The organism is Barnesiella viscericola DSM 18177, assembly GCF_000512915.1.
Taxonomy (GTDB): Bacteria; Bacteroidota; Bacteroidia; order Bacteroidales; family Barnesiellaceae; genus Barnesiella; species Barnesiella viscericola.
This window is the reverse complement of record NZ_CP007034.1, coordinates 1,760,643-1,779,126: the sequence shown is the minus strand read 5'-3', so window position 1 is coordinate 1,779,126 and position 18,484 is coordinate 1,760,643. Positions and strand designations below refer to the sequence as shown.

The following is an 18,484-nucleotide window of genomic DNA, read 5'->3' as shown; positions in this document are numbered from 1 at the left end:
ATAAGAAGATGAAGAAACTGTTTATTATTGCGTTGTCCTTTTGGTTTTTGGGAACGGCCTTCTGCTTTTCGCAAGATAGCGATGTGAAGGCGGCCGAACGGCTTACCCGTCGCTTGATTCCCGATTATGCCGATGGATTCGTATTTGAGAAGGCTTCGGCCAAGGCCGGGGATTATTATACGCTCGAAAGTCGGGACGGGAAAATCGTTGTCCGCGGAAATAACGCCAATTCGATGGCAGCCGGACTTAACTACTACTTGAAATACTATTGCCTCACGACCGTGTCGTGGTATGCCGATATTCCGGTCGAGATGCCGCAGGTTCTGCCTGCTGTCGACAAGCCAGTCACCGTAGAGGCCAAGGTCGATACCCGTTTCTTCCTGAACTACTGTACCTACGGCTATTCCATGCCTTTCTGGCAATGGCGCGACTGGGAGCGCATGATTGACTGGATGGCCTTGAACGGCGTGAACATGCCCTTGGCCATCACCGGACAGGAATCGGTATGGTACAAGGTGTGGCGCAAGATGGGGCTGACCGATGAGGAGATACGCTCCTATTTTACCGGGCCTGTCTACCTGCCCTGGCACCGCATGGCCAATATCGACGGGTGGAATGGACCTCTGCCCATGGAGTGGTTGGAGTCGCAGACCGAGTTGCAGCAGAAGATTCTGGCCCGGGAGCGCGAGTTGAACATGACTCCCGTGTTGCCGGCCTTTGCCGGTCATGTGCCGGCTGCCTTGAAGCGCATCTATCCCGAGGCCAATATCCAGTATTTGGGCAAGTGGGCCGGATTTTCCGATACCTACCGTTGCCACTTCTTGAATCCTGAGGAGCCGTTGTTTGCCGAGATTCAGAAGAGTTTCCTCCAAGAGCAGGAAAAGTTGTTCGGTACCGACCACATCTATGGCGTGGACCCCTTCAATGAGGTGGATCCGCCCAGTTGGGATCCGAAGTATCTGGCTCAGGTATCGGCCGACATGTACAAGACGCTGACTGCTGCCGACCCCGAGGCCGTGTGGTTGCAAATGACCTGGATGTTCTATCACGACCGCGATTTGTGGACGGCTCCGCGCATCAAGGCATTGCTGACCGGGGTACCGCAGGACAAGATGATGCTGCTCGACTATCACTGTGAGAATGTGGAGTTGTGGAAGAGTACCGACAAGTTTCACGGGCAGCCCTATATCTGGTGCTATCTGGGCAATTTCGGCGGGAATACGACCCTCACCGGCAATGTAAGGGAGAGTGGCCGTCGTCTCGACGAGGCTTTGAAGAGCGGGGGTGACAACCTGGCGGGGATAGGCTCTACGTTGGAAGGGCTGGACATCGACCAGTTCCCCTATGAGTATATCTTTGAGAAGGCTTGGAACATAGCGGTGGACGAGCAGGAGTGGATCGACCGGTTGGCCGACCGTCACGTGGGGGCTGTCTCGGCTCCGGCACGTAAAGCCTGGCACCTCTTGTACGACGATATTTTCGTACAGGTGCCCCGCACGTTGGGCATTTTGCCGGGCTTCCGCCCGCAGCTGGGCAACAATCACGACAAGCGCACCAGTAACGAATATGACAATACCATCTTGTTGCAGGTCTGGAAACTCTTGCTCGATGTGCCGGCCTGCCAGCGAGATGCCTACAATATCGACCTCGTGATGGTGGGGCGGCAGCTCTTGGGAAACTATTTCCTGATGGTAAAGCAGGAGTTTGACCGCTTGTACGGCGAGCGGAATGTCCCGGCCTTGCAGGCCAAGGCTGCCGAGATGCGTGAGATTCTGGTCGATTTGGAGGCCTTGAACGCTTTCCATAGCCACGCTTCGCTCGATACGTGGATTGATGAGGCTCGCAACATGGGCACGACCGATGCCTTGAAAAATTATTACGAGAAGAACGCCCGCAACCTCATTACCACCTGGGGCGGCAACTTGAACGACTATGCAAGCCGCACATGGGCCGGATTGGTGAAATCGTACTATGCCGGTCGCTGGGAAATCTATTTCGATGCGGTAATCGCTGCGGCCGAGCAGGGTGCCGAACTTGACAGCCAGGCGTTGAATCAAAAACTCGCCGCCTTTGAACAGGCGTGGGTGGAGAGTACGGATCCTGTGATAATCGAGCGCCACGGTACGTTACTCGATACCTCGCGGGAGCTGCTGAAAAAATACGAGAAGAAAATAGGGCATTAAGATAGATTGTAGAAAAGGGAAAGAGGCGGTGACTGCGGTAGCAGCCATCGCCTCTTTATTTATCAAACGGTTTGTATCGGTATTGTTTTTCCCTTTTTCACAAGGGGAGGGGTGTTTCCCCAACGTTCAGAACGACCGCAGCCAGTCGGCCAGTTCGGCGTGAACGGCCTGTTTGAAGCGGAACGATTCGTTGTAGCCCCAGCCGTGTCCGCCGGTGGGGTAGATGTGCAGCGAGGCCGGTACCCGGTGTTGGTGCAGCGCCATGTAGTAGCGGATACTGTTTTCGACGGGTACCCCATAGTCGTTGTCCGACAGGGCAATGAAGGCGCGGGGTGTCTCGTTGTTCACCTGCTTTTCGTTGGAGTAATAGTCGATCAGTTGGTGGTCGGGCTCTTTGCCGATGAGGTTCTCGCGAGAGCCTTGGTGGGTGATGGCCGAATCCATCGAGATAACGGGGTAGAAGAGTATCTGGAAGGCCGGTTTCAGTTCGGTGGGGTAGTGGGTGGCAAAGGTCGAGGCCAGATGACCGCCCGCCGAGAAGCCCATGATGCCGATGTCGTCGGGACTGATGCCCCATTCACCGGCATGAGCCTTGACCACGCGCATGGCTTCGCATACGTCCGACAGGGGTACCCGGTGGTTACCGTGCGGCATGCGGTATTTCAAGACGATGAGAGCGATGCCCTGATGCTTGAAATAGTCGGCATAGGCATATCCTTCGTGGTCGTAGGCCAGCATGGCATATCCGCCACCGGGACACAAGATGATGGCGCGTCCGGTACGTTGCTCCTTGGGCAGGAAGACCCGTATCGAGGGTTGATAGATGTGACGGCTCTCGTCGTAGGACTGTCCGGTGTCGTCGTTCTTTTCGGCCGGACCGTTTTCCCACAAGGCGATGTCGAGGGGTTGGTTGTTCTGAGCTTGGATTGGAGCCCCGAGCGCACACGAAATGAGTAGCAGGGAGGCAAATCGACAGATTTTCATGGCAGTTGTTTTTTTAAGTGTGATGAATATGTTCCCGTCGGGGTACACCGCTGTGCTTCCTGTGCCGGGATTAGCTTTCGACAAAGATAAACGGATTATTTCAAAGGCAGCGGGTTTCGATGAAAAATATGTGGGGTGAAACGAATTTCCTGACGAAACAATTTGTAATTTTGCGCCCAAATTAATGGGAAATGAAAGAGAAGTTAAAGGGCCACTCGGCCATGTTTACGGCAAATTTCCTGTGGGGAATCATGTCGCCTATTTCTAAATCAATCTTTTTTACCGGTGTCATATCGGCTTTTTCGTTAACCAACATGCGTATGATAGGGGCTGCCGTCTTCTTTTGGATTGCCTCGCTGTTTATGCCTCGTGAGAAGGTAACCCGGCGCGATTTGCTTTTACTGTTTGCGGCTTCCCTGTTCGGCATCACGCTCAACCAGGGATTTTTTGTGGTGGGGCTCTCCTACACGACTCCTATCGATGCCTCGGTAGTCGCCTCGCTCACGCCTATCATTACCATGATATTGGCCGCCTTTATCCAGAAGGAGCCGATGACGGGCAAGAAGATAATCGGTGTCTTCATGGGTCTTTCGGGGGCGTTGATGCTGATTCTGGACGGGGCCGAAGGTATGACGGGAGGCTTGTCGGGCGGACGGGTCATGGGCGACCTGTTCTGTCTGATTGCCGAGATAAGTTTCGCCATCTACTATGTGGCATTCAAGGACCTGATCAACCGCTACAAACCGGTAACGCTCATGAAGTGGATGTTTCTGTTTGCAACGGTTTGCTGCCTGCCTTTCGGTAGTTCAGGCATCATGAGCATTCCGTTTGCTACGCTCGATGCCACGGTTTATCTCGACCTCTTCTTCGTGATATTCGGTGCCACCTTCCTGTCGTATATGCTGGTCTCGGTCGGTCAGAAACGGTTGCGCCCCACGGTAGTGAGCATGTACAACTACATTCAGCCTATCGTCGCTTCGTTGCTGGCCGTATGGTGGGGCATGGATAGCTTCGATTTAGTGAAAGGCTTTGCCATTCTGCTGGTATTCCTGGGTGTCTATGTGGTGACGACCAGTAAGTCGAGGGCTCAACTCGAAGCCGAGATGGCTCTCAAAGCGGTCCGCGAAGGGAGTGCCGCAGCGGGTAATGAGGCTGCCAAAGATACGAATCGGTAATAGTGAATTAGGAAAATAGTAGAGCCGTAAGTAATAATTACTTACGGCTATTTTTTATCTGTAATATATCTGTATTTTATTTGTATTTTCTCCGGAAGATTAGCGATAATCCTGGTCGAGGAACCGGGCTACCCCGTCGTGGTTGTTGTCGGGAATAATGGCCGTAGCCTGTTGCTTCACCTCGTCCATGGCATTGGCCGGAGCATATCGCCGGTCGGCGATGCCGAAGAGGGGCAGGTCGTTGAGGTTGTCGCCGAAAGCCACTACCTCCCAAGGGTTGAGCGAGTCGATAATCTGTTGTGCGGTGGCTGCCTTGGAGACCCCCTGTGGGTAGATTTCGAGGTTGCCGTAGCGGGGGTCGACAATGTCGCGGTAGCAGAACAGGCTGCATTTGCCGGTTCGGGCAATCTCGGCCGCAGCCGTTTCGAGCCGGTCGAACAGGTCGATGACCAGGATAAAGAGGGGAGGGCGGTCGAGCAGCTCTTCCCGGTAATCAGTCGTGAGGATAAAATCTTTATAGGGGGTATTTTCGCGTTGGCTCTTGAAGGTGCGCTGCATCTCGTTGGACAGCGTCTTGTGGAAGACGTGCAGCTTGTTGTCGTCGATGCGGTAGACAAAGGGTACCAGATGGCGTTTTTCGAGCCGTTCGATATACCGCAGGGCCGAGTCGTCGGTAAACCCGTTGGTGCGGATATAGCGCCTGCGGCGTATGTCGTAGAGCACAGCCCCGTTCATGAGCACGGCCGGCATGTTGAGGTCGAGTTGTTGCAAGAGTGGAATGACGGTGGCCGGGGTGCGTGCCGTGGCTACCGTGAAGTGCATGCCCCGGTGGAGGAGAGCGTTGATTTTTTCGATGGAATGGGGCGAAACGACGGAGTCGCTGTTGAGCAGGGTCCCGTCCAGGTCGGAGATGTAGAGCGTTTGGGTTTTCATCGGCGGGGTGATAACAGGTGTGGAAATTCGGGCAGAATGAGAGGTCGGGAAGGAGGTGAAACCGGTCTGCCCGTTTCGCTCCCTGTCGGCGACGGTACTCCTCCCCTTAGAACCACTTGATTTTTCGGAATATGATAAAGGCCAGGGCCGACAACAGAATCGAGAAGAAGACTATCAGCGAGAAGGCATGCGGAATCTGCTCGATGTGAATGTCGACGTTCATGCCGTAGAAGCTGGCGATGAGCGTGGGCACCATCAGTACGATCGAGAGGCTGGTCATGCGTTTCATGATGGTGTTTACGTTGTTGGAGATGATGGAGGCAAAGGCGTCCATCGTTCCGGTGAGAATGTCGCTGTAAATGTTCACCATGTTGTGGGCCTGCCGCAATTCGATCATCACGTCGTCGAGCAGTTCGGGATTCTGGTAATCCTTCTCGTGGAATATCTTGGGCAGTTTGCTGATCATCATCTCGTTGCCCCGAATCGAGGTGTTGAAGTAGACGAGGCATTTTTGCAGGTTCATCAGTCGCAGCAGGTCTTCGTTGCGAATGCTCCGTTGCAGCTCCTTTTCGGCCGAACTCACCTCGTTGTAAATCTGTTTCAGGTATTTGAGGTACCACACGGCCGAGGAGTAGATGAGCCGTAGGATAAACTCGTATTTGTTGGGAACCACAATCTCCTTGCGGCGGGTGTGTTCGATGAAGTCGGGAATCATGTCGGTCGAGCGGTAGCACACCGACACGGTGATTTCGTTGTTGGTGATGATACCGATAGGCACGGTGGTGTAGGAGATATTGCTGTTCTTCTCGACGACGGGAATACGCAAGATGGTCAGCAGCCAGTTGCCTTCGGTGTCGATACGCGGCCGTTCGTCGGTATCGGCAATGTCGTGCAGGAATGCTTCCGGCACTTTCAAATCTTTTTCCAGGAAATCGAAATCGTCTTGGGTCGGGCACTCTACGTTTACCCAGCAGTTGGGAATCCAGTGAGGTTTCTCTACGAAACCTGCTTCACAAAAGAGATATTTTCTCATTGCGTTGCTCCTTTCTTTTTTGTATCCCTGCCGGAGCCTGCAACATTTGACCTTCAAACCTTACTTGCTCCCGAGGGAGGTGTGAATACTACTGCACGTTCGCGGGTTTGAATCGTCCATAATCAGATGAATTTAGGGAGAATAAAAAGAGTTCGTCTGGTGAACGAACTCCTCGAAGCTCTTCAGGTTGGACTTGAACCAACGACCCTCTGATTAACAGTCAGATGCTCTAACCGACTGAGCTACTGAAGAATAAAAGTATCAAAATGTCTGGCTCTTCAGGTTGGACTTGAACCAACGACCCTCTGATTAACAGTCAGATGCTCTAACCGACTGAGCTACTGAAGAAGATAGCATCTCTTAAAAATGCGATGCAAAAGTAATGGGTTATTTCCAATTATGCAATATATTTGCAAAAAAAAATTTCCACCATGAGGATAGTAGGATTGGGAAACGCACTTACCGACGTGCTGGCACGGTTGCACTCCGACGCGTGTTTCGAGGCCATGGGTCTCTTGAAGGGAGGTATGCAACTGATTGATGAAGAGAGACTTTTGAAAATCATGGCGATTTTCGAAGGGCTGGAAACGACGCTGGCATCGGGTGGTTCGGCGGCCAATGCCGTTTCGGGGGTGACCCGAATGGGTGTTGAGGGTGGTTTTATCGGCAAGATAGGTCGCGACGCCTACGGACAGTTTTTCCGCGACGACATGGAGCGCAACGGGGTGAAGACCTCGCTGATCGAGTGCGACCAGGCTTCGGGTTGTGCCATGACCCTCATTACCCCCGACGGCGAACGCACCTTCGGTACTTTTCTGGGAGCCGCGGCCACATTGAGTGCCGACGAGCTTGACCCCCAGATGTTTGCCGGGTACGACTTGCTTCACATCGAAGGCTATCTGGTACAGGACGAGGCGCTCATCTTGCGGGCCGTGCAACTGGCCAAGGAGATGGGGCTGCAAGTCTCCTTCGATATGGCCAGCTACAATGTCGTGAAAGAGAACTATGCCATTATCCACACCCTGGTAGAGAACTATGTCGATATTCTGTTTGCCAACGAAGAGGAGGCGATGGCCTATGTGGGCGAGGAGCCGCGCCAGGCGGTCGAGACGTTGGCCCGTCATTGTCGGATTGCTGTAGTCAAGTGCGGTGCTCACGGTTCGTTTGTGGGTTGTGGCGATGCGGTTGTCGAGGTACCGGCTACGCCCGAGGTCCGTATTGATTCGACAGGTGCGGGCGACCTTTATGCTTCGGGATTCCTCTACGGTCTCTCGCAGCATTGTTCGTTGCGCATGTGTGGCGAGATAGGGTCGCTGCTGGCCGGTCGGGTCATCAAGGTGATAGGAACCAAGATGAGCGATGAGATATGGGCTGAAATAAAGTTAAAAGTGGCCGAGATGATTGCCGAAGACCGCGGTCATTGACTATCTTCGTAAGGCCAAGACAAAAAATAGAGCGATGAGAAAAACAAGTTTGAGCATGGGAATCGTGTTGGCATTGGCCCTTTGTGTGGGCCGTGTGAGCGCGGTGCAGGCCGGGAAGTCGGACCGACGGGATTTTGAAGTCTCGCGAAACCTCGATATATTCAACTCGCTGTTCAAGGAGTTGAACCTGTTTTATGTCGATACCATCGATGCCGAGAAGGCTATCAACGACGGGGTGAATGCGATGTTGGCCCGGTTGGACCCTTACACCGAATATATTCCCGAGAAAGAGAAAGATGATTTCTTCCTCTCTACCACCGGGGAGTATGCCGGTATAGGTTCCTTGATTATGGAGCGTGACAAGGCGGTCTATATTTCGGAACCCTATGAGGGTATGCCTGCCCAGTTGGCCGGTTTGCGACCCGGCGACAAGATTGTCATGATCGACAATGATTCGGTAACGGGTTGGAAGAGTGCTGCCGTGAGCGAGCGGTTGAAAGGCCCGGCCAACACCAAGTTGAAGGTCACCGTTGAGCGGCCGGGTGTCGAGGGCACACTCTCCTTCGAACTTACCCGTAAAAAGATACAGATACCGGCCGTACCTTATTATGGAGTGGTGTGTGACAGTGTGGGATACATCTACCTGAGCAGTTTCACCGATTCGGCCTCCGATGAGGTGAAGCGGGCCTTGCAGGAGTTGAAACGACAGGGTATTACCTCGCTTGTACTCGACCTGCGGGGTAACGGTGGCGGTATTCTGGAAGAGGCCGTGCAACTGGTCAATCTGTTTGTCCCCAAGGGCGAGGAGGTACTCTCGACCCGGGGTCGGAACAAGAAGATGGACAAGATTTACAAGACCACCCAGGAGCCGGTCGACGAGCATATCCCGCTGGCCGTGCTGATTGACGGCGGTACCGCCTCGTCGTCGGAGATTGTGGCCGGGTCCTTGCAAGACCTCGACCGGGCCGTGATTATAGGCTCGCGGTCGTTTGGCAAGGGGTTGGTGCAGTCGACCCGCCCGTTGCCCTACAACGGCATGCTCAAAGTGACGATAGCTCGCTATTATATTCCCAGCGGACGCCTCATACAGGCCATCGACTACTCGCATCGTAACCCCGACGGCAGCGTGGCCCGTATCCCCGACAGTCTCACCCACGAGTTCAAGACTGCCCACGGCCGCATCGTGCGAGACGGGGGTGGCATCAAGCCCGATATCGAGACCACGGTAGAGCGCCGGGGCAACATCAGTTACTACTTGATGAAAGATTTCTATTTCTTCGACTACGCTACCCGGTTTGCCGCCCGGCACGACTCGATTGCTCCTGCCCGGGATTTCGTGTTGCCCGACTCGGTGTACGACGATTTCAAGGCCTATGTCAAGTCGAAGAACTTCAAGTATGACAAGCAGAGCGAACGCATCTTGGACGATTTGAAGGAGGTAGCCAAGTTTGAGGGCTATTTCGACGAAAATACCCAAAAGCAGTTCGAGGCCTTGGCAGCTTCGCTGAACCACGATTTGGACCGCGACTTGGAGACTTTTCGCGATGAAATCGCGCAACTGCTCTCAATCGAGATTGTCAAACGCTACTATTACCAGAAGGGCGAAATCATCGAGTCGATCAAGAACGACAAGGATTTGGAGGAGGCTTGCGGTATTCTCAACGACGAGGCCCGCTATGCCAAGATTCTGAATCTTCCGGTAAAAAAGCAGTAAAAGATTTTTCCCGTTTCGGGATTGAACGATAACAGAAGGGCGGCGAATTTCGATGGATTCGCCGCCCTTCTGTGTATGTAAAGAGTGATACTCTTCTTATCGCCTATACGTTGAAGCGGAAGTGCATGATGTCGCCGTCCTGTACCACGTAGTCCTTCCCCTCGATATACATCTTTCCAGCCTCCTTGCAGGCGTTTTCCGACCCGAGGGCGATGTAGTCGTCATACTTGATGACCTCGGCCCGAATGAAGCCCTTTTCAAAGTCGGTGTGGATAATGCCCGCGCATTGCGGAGCCTTGCTCCCTTTCAGGTAGGTCCAGGCACGTACCTCCTGAGGTCCGGCGGTGAAATAGGTTTCGAGGTTGAGCAGGCTGTAAGCGGCCCGAATCAGACGCGATACGCCCGACTCTTTGAGCCCGATTTCGTTGAGGAACATCTGGCGCTCTTCGTAGGTTTCGAACTCGGCAATCTCCGATTCGGTCTTGGCAGCCACAATCAGTATCTGGGCGTTCTCCTCCTTGACTGCCTCGCGCACCATGTCGACATATTTGTTGCCCGACACGGCGCTGGCGTCGTCGACGTTGCAGATATACATCACCGGTTTGTTGGTGAGCAGGAAGAGGTCGTGGGCAATCTTCTGTTCGTCTTTGGTTTCGAAGGTCACGGTACGTGCCGGTTTGCCCTGTTCGAGTGCCTCTTTGTAGCGGCTCAGTACCTCGTAGGCGATTTTGGCCGCCTTGTCGCCGCCGGTCTGGGCCTGTTTCTGAACTTTCGAGATGCGCGACTCGATGGTCTCCAAGTCTTTGAGTTGCAGCTCAAAGTCGATAATCTCCTTGTCTCTCACGGGATTGACCGACCCGTCGACGTGGGTGATGTTGTCGTCGTCGAAGCAACGGAGCACGTGCAGAATGGCGTCGGTCTCCCGTATGTTGGCGAGGAATTTGTTGCCCAGGCCTTCCCCTTTGCTGGCCCCTTTCACCAGTCCGGCAATGTCGACAATCTCGACCGTCGTGGGGACGATGCGTTGGGGGTGAACCAATTCGGCCAGTTTGTTCAACCGCTCATCGGGAACGGTGATGACACCCACATTGGGCTCGATGGTACAGAACGGGAAGTTTGCCGATTGCGCTTTGGCGTTGGACAAACAGTTGAAAAGCGTCGATTTGCCCACGTTGGGCAGCCCGACTATGCCACATTGTAAACTCATTATATCGTATATTTTATTGATTATTCGGCGAAACCGGATAGTCTCCTATCCATTCAGGCGCTGCAAAGATAACTAATCTTTTCATACGTTGGTCGTTTATTCCCGGCAGGGTTGTCGAATCCGTTGCAGTAAAAACGGGTAGGAGATGCCGCCGGGGGTGAACCCAACACCCCTGCGGGACGTTTTTAGGGGAAAAGAGAAGCGATGAAAAAAGCGTATGAAATAGCCGACCGGCTGATGGAGTGGGTGTCGGATTTGTTGTTGCGCCTCACCGGTTCGCCCTCGCCGGTGTGGGACCGCATTGTGTACGGGGTGCTGGTTTTTGTAATAGCCATTGTGGTGGGTCGCATACTGCGGGCCGTCGTCATTTATGTGATTCACCGTGTGGCCCGGTATCGGGGAAGCTATCTGTTGAAGTCGCTGGTCGAGGCTCATATCTTTACCCGCCTCACTCACATCATTCCGCCACTGGTCATTGTGGCGTTGCTCCCCTTTGCCTTTCACGGGACGCCGGTTTTCTTGAAACTCATCGAAAAGTTGTGCTGGATTTACATACTGGGGGTCATCGTCTTTTCCATCAACACCCAGTTGTCGGTCTTCTGGAAGTTCTATTCGAGTCGCACCGCTTTGCGCAACCGTCCCATGAAGGGTATGATTCAAATCATCAAAGGGCTACTGGCCGGTTTCTGGGTCATCGTAGCCGTGTCGATTCTCATCGAGCGTTCACCCATGGCCCTGATTACCGGGCTGGGGGCCTTTGCCGCGGTGTTGATGCTGGTCTTCAAAGACAGTATCCTGGGTTTTGTGGCGGGGGTGCAGCTGTCGCAAAACGACATGATTCGCAACGGCGACTGGATTGTGGTGCCGGGCGGCAGTGTGAACGGTATCGTCATCGATGTGTCGCTCGATACGGTGAAGGTTCAGAACTTCGACAACACGATAGTGACCTTGCCTCCCTACTCGCTGGTGTCGGGCGAGGTGCAGAACTGGCGAGGCATGACCGAAGCGGGCGGCCGACGCATCATGCGTTCGTTTACCATCGATCTGAGTACGGTGAAATTCTGTACGCCCGAGTTTCTGGAAAAGATGAAGGAAATGGATATTTTGCGCGATTTCATCGAAAAAAAAGAGGCTCAACAGCAACGCGGCATCGTGGAGAATACCCAAAACAGCGAGGGGTTGGTGAACGGGACCATCGAGACAAATCTGGGACTTTTCCGGGCCTACATGACACTCTATCTGCAACATCACAAGTTCATCGGCGGGCAGATGATTCTGATGGTGCGGGCGCTCGACCCGAACGACAACGGGCTGCCCTTGCAGCTCTACTGCTTCTCGACCAATACCGACTGGGTGAGCTACGAGTCGATTCAATCGGAGATTTTCGAGCACTATGCCGCCATCATGCCACGGTTCGGCCTCTATCCCTTCCAGAATCCGTCGAGCCGCGACTACATCAATGCCGCCCTGCTTACCGCCGGTCATCACCCCGACGAGTTGTGGGGCATTCCCTTCGGCACGATGCGGCAGGCTGCGTCGTCGGCCGCTAAACCGGTGTCGTCTGCAACACCTCCTCAAGCACCGCAACCGCCGATTCCACCGAAATAATATCCTTGATGGCCAGCGAACGGCGTCCGTTTATTTCGCGCAGTTTGCACTGGCGGGGGTACTTTTGCAGATAGGCGAGTATGCGGCCGAAGGCGGCCGACTGGTAGTAGGCCACATGTTCGTCAGAGACGAAGTAGAGATACATCTGTCCCTGTTTCAATCCCACCTTTTCGATACCCAGCTGCTTGGCGAGGCGCCGTAGCCGCACGACACGGATTAGCTCCATGGCCTCGTGGGGAATACGTCCGAAACGGTCTTCGAGCCGTTCGCAGAACTGGCGTATGTCGGTCTCCCGCTCCATGTTGTCGAGCTCCTGGTAGAGCGAGATGCGTTCCGATTCCTGCGGCACGTAGTCGGCCGGGAATAGAATTTCGAGATCCGACTCGATGGTACACTCCGAGACGAACTCCTCGGGTTTCGCGTCGGAGTCGGCCCCGTAGTAGAGGTCGCTGAACTCGTCGTTTTTCAACTCGTCGACCGCCTCTTTCAGGATTTTTTGGTAGGTCTCATAGCCCAAATCGGCGATGAAACCGCTCTGTTCGGCTCCAAGCAGATTGCCTGCCCCCCGTATGTCGAGGTCCTGCATGGCGATGTGTATGCCGCTGCCCAGCTCCGAGAAACTCTCGATGGCCTGTAACCGCCGACGGGCGTCGACCGAGAAGGTGTGACGCGGCGGTGTGAGCAGGTAGCAGAAGGCCTTGCGGTTGCTGCGGCCCACCCGGCCGCGCAGCTGGTGCAGCTCGCTCAACCCGAAGTTCTGGGCATCGTTGATGATGATGGTGTTGGTGTTGGGCATATCGATACCCGACTCGATGATGGTGGTGGCCAGCAGCACGTCGTAGTCGTAGTTGACAAAGTCGATGATGGCCTGTTCCAGTTTTTCGGGCGGCATCTGTCCGTGGCCGATGACCACGCGGGCGTCGGGCACCAGCCGGTGTATGGTATTTTCGAGTTCGTAGAGTTGCGGAATGCGGTTGTTGACAAAGAATACCTGTCCGCCACGGCTCATCTCGAAGTTGATGGCCTCCTTGATGATGTCGTCGTTGAAGGCGTGCACCTCGGTCTGTATGGGGTAGCGGTTGGCCGGCGGTGTGGAGATGACCGAGAGGTCGCGGGCTCCCATCAGCGAGAATTGCAGCGTGCGGGGAATCGGGGTGGCCGACATGGTGAGGGTGTCGACATTGACCTTCATCTGTTTCAGTTTCTCCTTGACCGCTACGCCGAACTTCTGCTCCTCGTCGATAATCAGCAAGCCCAGGTCGTTGAATTTCACATCTTTCCCGATGAGCTTGTGCGTGCCGATAATGATGTCGATTTTGCGGTCGGCCAGGTCTTTGAGTATCTTTTTCACCTCCGAAGCCTTGCGGGCCCGGCTGAGGTACTCGATGCGCACGGGAAACTCTTTCAACCGCTCCTTGAAGGTCTGGTAGTGCTGGAAGGCCAGCACGGTGGTGGGCACGAGCACCGCCACCTGCTTGTTGTCGCAGGTGGCCTTGAAGGCAGCCCGTATGGCAATCTCGGTCTTGCCGAAACCCACATCGCCGCAGATGAGCCGGTCCATGGGACGTTCGCGTTCCATGTCGGCCTTGACCTCGGCCGTCGACTTGATTTGGTCGGGCGTATCCTCATAGATGAACGAGGCTTCGAGCTCCTGTTGCAGGAACGAGTCGGGCGAGAAGGCAAAGCCCTTCTCCTGCTTGCGGGCGGCATAGAGTTTGATAAGGTCGCGGGCAATCTCCTTCATCTTGCCCTTGGTCTTCTCTTTCATGCGCTCCCAGGCGCCGCTGCCCAGTTTGTTGACGCGGGGCGTCTCACCCTCCTTGCCGCGATACTTGGCCAGCTTGTGCAGGGCGTGTATGCTCACAAAGATGATGTCGTCGTTCTGGTAGGTGAGCTTGATGACCTCCTGCATCTTGCCGTTGATTTCGGTGCGAATCAGTCCGCCGAAGCGGCCGATACCGTGGTCGACGTGCACGATGTAGTCGCCCACCTCGATCTGGTTGAGCTCTTTGAGCGAGAGGGCCAGTTTGCCCGACCGGGCATGGTCGCTTTTCAGCGTATACTTGTGGAAGCGGTCGAAAATCTGGTGGTCGGTAAAACAACATATTTTCAGGTCGTTGTCGACGAATCCCTCGTGCAGGGTTTTCAGCACGGGGGTAAAGGTGATGGATTCGCCCCGCTCCTCGAAGATGGCTTGCAGGCGCTCAATCTGTTTCTCGCTGTCGCTGAGTATGTAGATGGTGTACTTTTTCTCGATGAATTGGGCGAATGACTGGCTGACGAGGTCGAAATTCTTGTGGTAGACACCCTGCGGGGCGCAGTCGAACCGCATGACGGCCGGGGTGGCTGCCTCGCTCGATGTGCCGTAGTCGATGCGGCGGAACGAGAGGGCTTTCCGGCGGAACTCAGCCGGGTTGATGACCTTCTTCATGGCATCGCGGTCGCCCTCCTCGGCGATGAGGGTCTGCTCCGAGAGCGACTCCGAGGCAATGGCCTCTATCCGGTCGAGCGTCCACGAGAGGTTATGACATACGAGAAGGGCATTTTTATCGATGAAATCGAGCATCGAGATGCCCGAGGTTTCTTTCCCGCTCATGTTGGAGACGATATACACCTCGTCGAGCCGCTCGGTCGACAGTTGGGTCTCGACCTCGAAGGTGCGGATACTCTCCACCTCCTTGCCGAAGAAATCGATACGGTAGGGCAGCTCGTTGGTAAACGAGAAGACGTCGAGAATACTGCCTCGCACGGCAAACTGTCCCGGTTCGTAGACGTAGTCGACCTCGTTGAATCCGAGTTCCCTCAACTTGTCGGCCAGGGCCATGATGTCGCATTTCGTCTTTTTGTCGATGTGGAGCGTCTGGTCGGTAAGGGTGTCGACCGGCACCACCTTCTCTGCGAGCGCCTCGGGGTAGGTAACCACCAGCAGTGAGTCACCTTTCCGGTTCAGCCGGTTCAGCACCTCGGTCCTCAGTATCTCGGAGGGCGGGTCGGGCTGTCCGTACTTGATGTCGCGCTTGTAGCCCGAGGGGAAGAGCAAGATGTGGTCGCTGCCGTTGATCTGCACCAGGTCGTTGTAAAGGTACCCCGCTTCGTCGAGGTCGTTGGCGATGATGAGGTGAGGGTGCTTGTTCTCCAACAGGTTGGAGAAGAGCAGCGCCGGGGCCGAACCTTCGAGCCCTTGTATGAAAATATTCTTTTTCTTGGAGTCCTTGACCAGCGACAGGAAGGCGTCACGTCGCGTCGGCGTGTTGAAGAGTGCCGAAAAACTTTGAATGTCCATGCTTGTAATCGTCATAACCGGGACACAAAGTTACACAATTATTTGTCGCCGTGAGGCCTGTCGGCCCCGATTTTTAGGGTCAATGGGCTTCAAGCCAGTTGTGTCCGGTACCGTAGTCGGCCACCAGCGGCACTTGCAGCGGGTAGGCGTTTTCCATCTCCTGGCACACAATCTCCTTCACCCGGTCGAGTTCGTCGGCCGGCACGTTGAAGTTGAGTTCGTCGTGCACTTGCAGAATCATGCGGCTCTTCAACCCCTCCTCTTCCAGCCGTCGGGCAATGCGAATCATGGCAATCTTGATGATGTCGGCCGCACTGCCCTGGATTGGGGCGTTGATGGCATTTCGTTCGGCATATCCGCGCACGACGCTGTTGTGCGAGTGAATGTCGGGGAGCATGCGCTTGCGGCCGCAGATGGTCTCGACGTATCCCTTTTCGCGGGCCACCTCGATACTCTTGTTCATGTACTCCTTGATTTGCGGGTAGCTCTCGAAATAGCCGTCGATGAGCACCTTGGCTTCGCTGCGGGGAATGTTGAGCCGCTCGGCCAGACCGAATACCGAGATGCCGTAGATGATGCCGAAGTTGGCCGTCTTGGCCTTCCGGCGCATGTCGGAGGTCACCTCGTCGATGGGCACCTTGTAAATCTTGGCTGCGGTGGCGGCGTGAATGTCCGACCCCTCGCGGAAGGCCTCGATCATGTGGCGGTCGCCGCTCAGGTGGGCCATGATGCGCAATTCGATTTGGGAGTAGTCGGCCGAGAAGAAGAGGCACCCCGGGTCGGGCACGAAGGCGCGGCGAATCTCGCGACCCTCGTTGTCGCGTATCGGAATGTTCTGCAAGTTGGGGTTGCTCGAACTGAGCCGACCGGTAGCCGTCACTGTCTGGTTGAACGAGGTGTGAATCTTGCCCGTTCGGGGGTTAATCAGTTCGGGCAGGGCGTTGATATAGGTGCTGAGCAGCTTGCGTATGCCGCGCAGGTCGAGAATCTTGCCTACGATGGGGTGGCGCGAGCGCAGTTTTTCCAGAATCTCTTCGGTGGTGGAGTACTGCCCGGTCTTGGTCTTCTTGGCCTTCTCGTCGATTTTGAGCCGCTCGAAAAGAATTTCGCCCACCTGTCGGGCCGAGCTGACGTTGAAGGTAGTCCCGGCCAGTTGGTAAATCTCCTGTTCCAGTTCGCCCATTCGTCGGGTGAGCAGGTCGGACGAGCTTTTCAACTCGGCCGTATCGACGTTTACCCCGGTAATCTCCATGTCGGCAAGCACGCGGGTGAGGGGCATCTCCATCTCGTAGAAGAGTTTCTCCATCTTTTCGCGGGTCAACTCCTTTTCGAGGCGATTTTTCAGTTGCAGGGTTACGTCGGCGTCTTCGGCGGCATATTGGTAAATCTGTTCGATGGGTACTTGCCGCATGGAGAGCTGTTTCTTTCCCTTGGGGCCGATGAGCTCCTCGATGGCTACCGGCTTGTAGCCCAGGTAGACGTTGGCCAGATAGTCCATGTTGTGGTACTGTTCGGGCTGCAACAGGTAGTGGGCCACCATGGTGTCGAAGAGGTTGCCCTTGACCTCGACCCCGTAGTTGTGCAGCACGATGTAGTCGTATTTGATGTTTTGCCCGATTTTCAGTGAGGCCGGGTTTTCGAGTGCCGATTTGAAGATGCGCACCGTTTCGCGGGCCTTCTGCTGGTCGTCGGGTATGGGCACATAGTAGGCTTCGTGCTCTTTGAGGGCAAAGGAGAGGCCCACCAGCTCGACGCTCATGGGGTCGATGCCGGTTGTTTCGGAGTCGAAGGCGAAGGCTGGGGCACAGGCCAGCAGGGCAGCCAGGTCCCACATCTTCTCGGTCGTGTCGACCAGGTGGTAGGTGTGGGGGACCGAGTGTATGTCGGTGAGTTTCGATTCGGCCGGTTGTGCCGCCTGAGTTTCCGAGGTTTCCGGTTGTTCGGCTTGATCGAAGAGCGAACGCTGTGTGGCCGGTTTGGGCATCGTTGCGGTAGCCGGTTTGTTGCCCAGCACCCGTTCGGTGAGGCTGCGGAATTCCAGCTCCTCGAAGATGGGGCGCAGCTTCTCGGCATTGACCGGCTCGCGGCGCAGAGCCTCTTCGTCGAAGGTGAGGGGCACGTCGGTGCGAATCGTGGCCAGGAAGCGGGAGAACTCGATTTGCTCGCGGTTGCTCTCGATTTTGGTTTTGAGCGCCCCTTTCAGACGGTCGGTATGGGCCAGCAGATTCTCGATGCCACCGAAATCGGCGATGAGTTTCACGGCCGTCTTTTCGCCCACACCGGGACAGCCCGGTATGTTGTCAGAACTGTCGCCCATCAGTCCCAGTATGTCGATGACCTGTTCGGGCGACTCGATGCCGTATTTGGCCTTGATCTCTTCGGGACCCAGTATCTCGAAATCGCCGCCGAACTTGGGGCGGTACATGAAGATATGGGGCGATACCAGTTGGCCGTAGTCCTTGTCGGGGGTCATCATGTAGGTATCGAATCCCTCCTTTTCGGCCAGTTTGGCCAGGGTGCCTATCACATCGTCGGCCTCGAAACGGGGCACCTCGATGATGGGTATGTTGTAGGCCCCGATAATCTCCTTGATGATGGGGACCGAGTAACGAATCACCTCGGGCGTCTCTTCGCGCTGAGCCTTGTACTGCTCGTAGGCTTCATGGCGAAAGGTAGGCCCCTGTGGGTCGAATCCCACGGCAATGTGCGAGGGGTTCTCCTTTTTGAGCAACTCTTCGAGGGTGTTGACAAACCCCAGGACGGCCGAGGTGTTTATTCCCTTGGAGTTGATGCGGGGATTTTTGATGAAGGCATAATAAGAGCGGTAGATGAGCGCGTAGGCGTCTAACAGGAAAAGTCGTTTCTCTTGCATGTCGAATATGCGGTTTGTAGATAAGAATTAAAAAAGCGTCATTGCAATGCGGTAAAATTACGATAAAA

Annotated in this window: 12 protein-coding genes and 2 tRNA genes; 6 read left to right on the top strand and 8 right to left on the bottom strand. The window is 55.0% G+C overall.

Translation table 11 applies throughout. The features are described 5' to 3' along the window. The first annotated feature begins 8 nt into the window (after positions 1-8). Positions 9-2,183, top strand: a complete 2,175-nt coding sequence (locus BARVI_RS07160) for an alpha-N-acetylglucosaminidase (protein WP_025278573.1) — start codon at positions 9-11, stop codon at positions 2,181-2,183. A 126-nt stretch (positions 2,184-2,309) separates the two neighbouring features. On the opposite strand, the gene BARVI_RS07155 is transcribed toward BARVI_RS07160, so the two are convergent. Further along, positions 2,310-3,167, bottom strand: coding sequence for an alpha/beta hydrolase (locus BARVI_RS07155; protein ID WP_025278572.1), 858 nt, complete (start codon positions 3,165-3,167; stop codon positions 2,310-2,312). Between BARVI_RS07155 and BARVI_RS13370 the strand changes: the two genes are divergently transcribed. Together BARVI_RS13370 and BARVI_RS07150 are read left to right on the top strand one after the other, a co-directional pair. Continuing rightward, positions 3,166-3,306 carry a hypothetical protein gene (locus BARVI_RS13370; protein WP_157232561.1) on the top strand — a complete coding sequence of 47 codons (141 nt, stop codon included), beginning with the start codon at positions 3,166-3,168 and terminating at the stop codon, positions 3,304-3,306. The genes BARVI_RS07155 and BARVI_RS13370 overlap by 2 nt on opposite strands. 52 nt (positions 3,307-3,358) lie before the next feature. After that, positions 3,359-4,342, top strand: coding sequence for a DMT family transporter (locus BARVI_RS07150; RefSeq protein WP_025278571.1), 984 nt, complete (start codon positions 3,359-3,361; stop codon positions 4,340-4,342). A 99-nt stretch (positions 4,343-4,441) separates the two neighbouring features. Here BARVI_RS07150 and BARVI_RS07145 read toward each other — a convergent pair whose 3' ends face one another. The 4 genes from BARVI_RS07145 to BARVI_RS07130 all read right to left on the bottom strand — a co-directional run bounded on the left by BARVI_RS07145 (position 4,442) and on the right by BARVI_RS07130 (position 6,656). After that, the gene (locus BARVI_RS07145) at positions 4,442-5,275 is read right to left on the bottom strand and encodes an HAD family hydrolase (RefSeq protein WP_025278570.1); all 834 of its coding nucleotides are present in this window, start codon (positions 5,273-5,275) and stop codon (positions 4,442-4,444) included. A gap of 106 nt (positions 5,276-5,381) precedes the next feature. Beyond that, positions 5,382-6,308 (bottom strand): magnesium transporter CorA family protein, encoded by a 927-nt coding sequence (locus BARVI_RS07140; RefSeq protein WP_025278569.1) that lies wholly within the window; start codon positions 6,306-6,308, stop codon positions 5,382-5,384. 178 nt (positions 6,309-6,486) lie between these two features. Next, positions 6,487-6,560 (bottom strand) — tRNA-Asn (locus BARVI_RS07135). A 19-nt stretch (positions 6,561-6,579) separates the two neighbouring features. Further along, positions 6,580-6,656, bottom strand: a tRNA-Asn gene (locus BARVI_RS07130). Between the two features lie 83 nt (positions 6,657-6,739). On the opposite strand from BARVI_RS07130, the gene BARVI_RS07125 reads away from it, so the two are divergent. Then, positions 6,740-7,732 carry an adenosine kinase gene (locus BARVI_RS07125; RefSeq protein ID WP_038534305.1) on the top strand — a complete coding sequence of 331 codons (993 nt, stop codon included), beginning with the start codon at positions 6,740-6,742 and terminating at the stop codon, positions 7,730-7,732. Positions 7,733-7,766: 34 nt separating this feature from the next. Beyond that, positions 7,767-9,446 carry a S41 family peptidase gene (locus BARVI_RS07120; RefSeq protein WP_025278568.1) on the top strand — a complete coding sequence of 560 codons (1,680 nt, stop codon included), beginning with the start codon at positions 7,767-7,769 and terminating at the stop codon, positions 9,444-9,446. Positions 9,447-9,549: 103 nt separating this feature from the next. Here the strand turns inward: BARVI_RS07120 and ychF are convergent, their stop codons facing one another. After that, positions 9,550-10,653, bottom strand: coding sequence for a redox-regulated ATPase YchF (gene ychF, locus BARVI_RS07115; RefSeq protein ID WP_025278567.1), 1,104 nt, complete (start codon positions 10,651-10,653; stop codon positions 9,550-9,552). Between the two features lie 204 nt (positions 10,654-10,857). Between ychF and BARVI_RS07110 the strand changes: the two genes are divergently transcribed. Further along, on the top strand, positions 10,858-12,261 hold the full coding sequence (locus BARVI_RS07110) for a mechanosensitive ion channel family protein (protein WP_025278566.1): 1,404 nt from the start codon (positions 10,858-10,860) through the stop codon (positions 12,259-12,261). Here BARVI_RS07110 and mfd read toward each other — a convergent pair. Both mfd and polA read right to left on the bottom strand, forming a co-directional pair. Then, positions 12,200-15,544, bottom strand: a complete 3,345-nt coding sequence (gene mfd, locus BARVI_RS07105) for a transcription-repair coupling factor (RefSeq protein ID WP_025278565.1) — start codon at positions 15,542-15,544, stop codon at positions 12,200-12,202. The two genes, BARVI_RS07110 and mfd, sit on opposite strands and share 62 nt — an antisense overlap. A 79-nt stretch (positions 15,545-15,623) precedes the next feature. Further along, positions 15,624-18,416, bottom strand: coding sequence for a DNA polymerase I (polA, locus tag BARVI_RS07100; protein WP_025278564.1), 2,793 nt, complete (start codon positions 18,414-18,416; stop codon positions 15,624-15,626). Between the last annotated feature and the right edge of the window lie 68 nt (positions 18,417-18,484).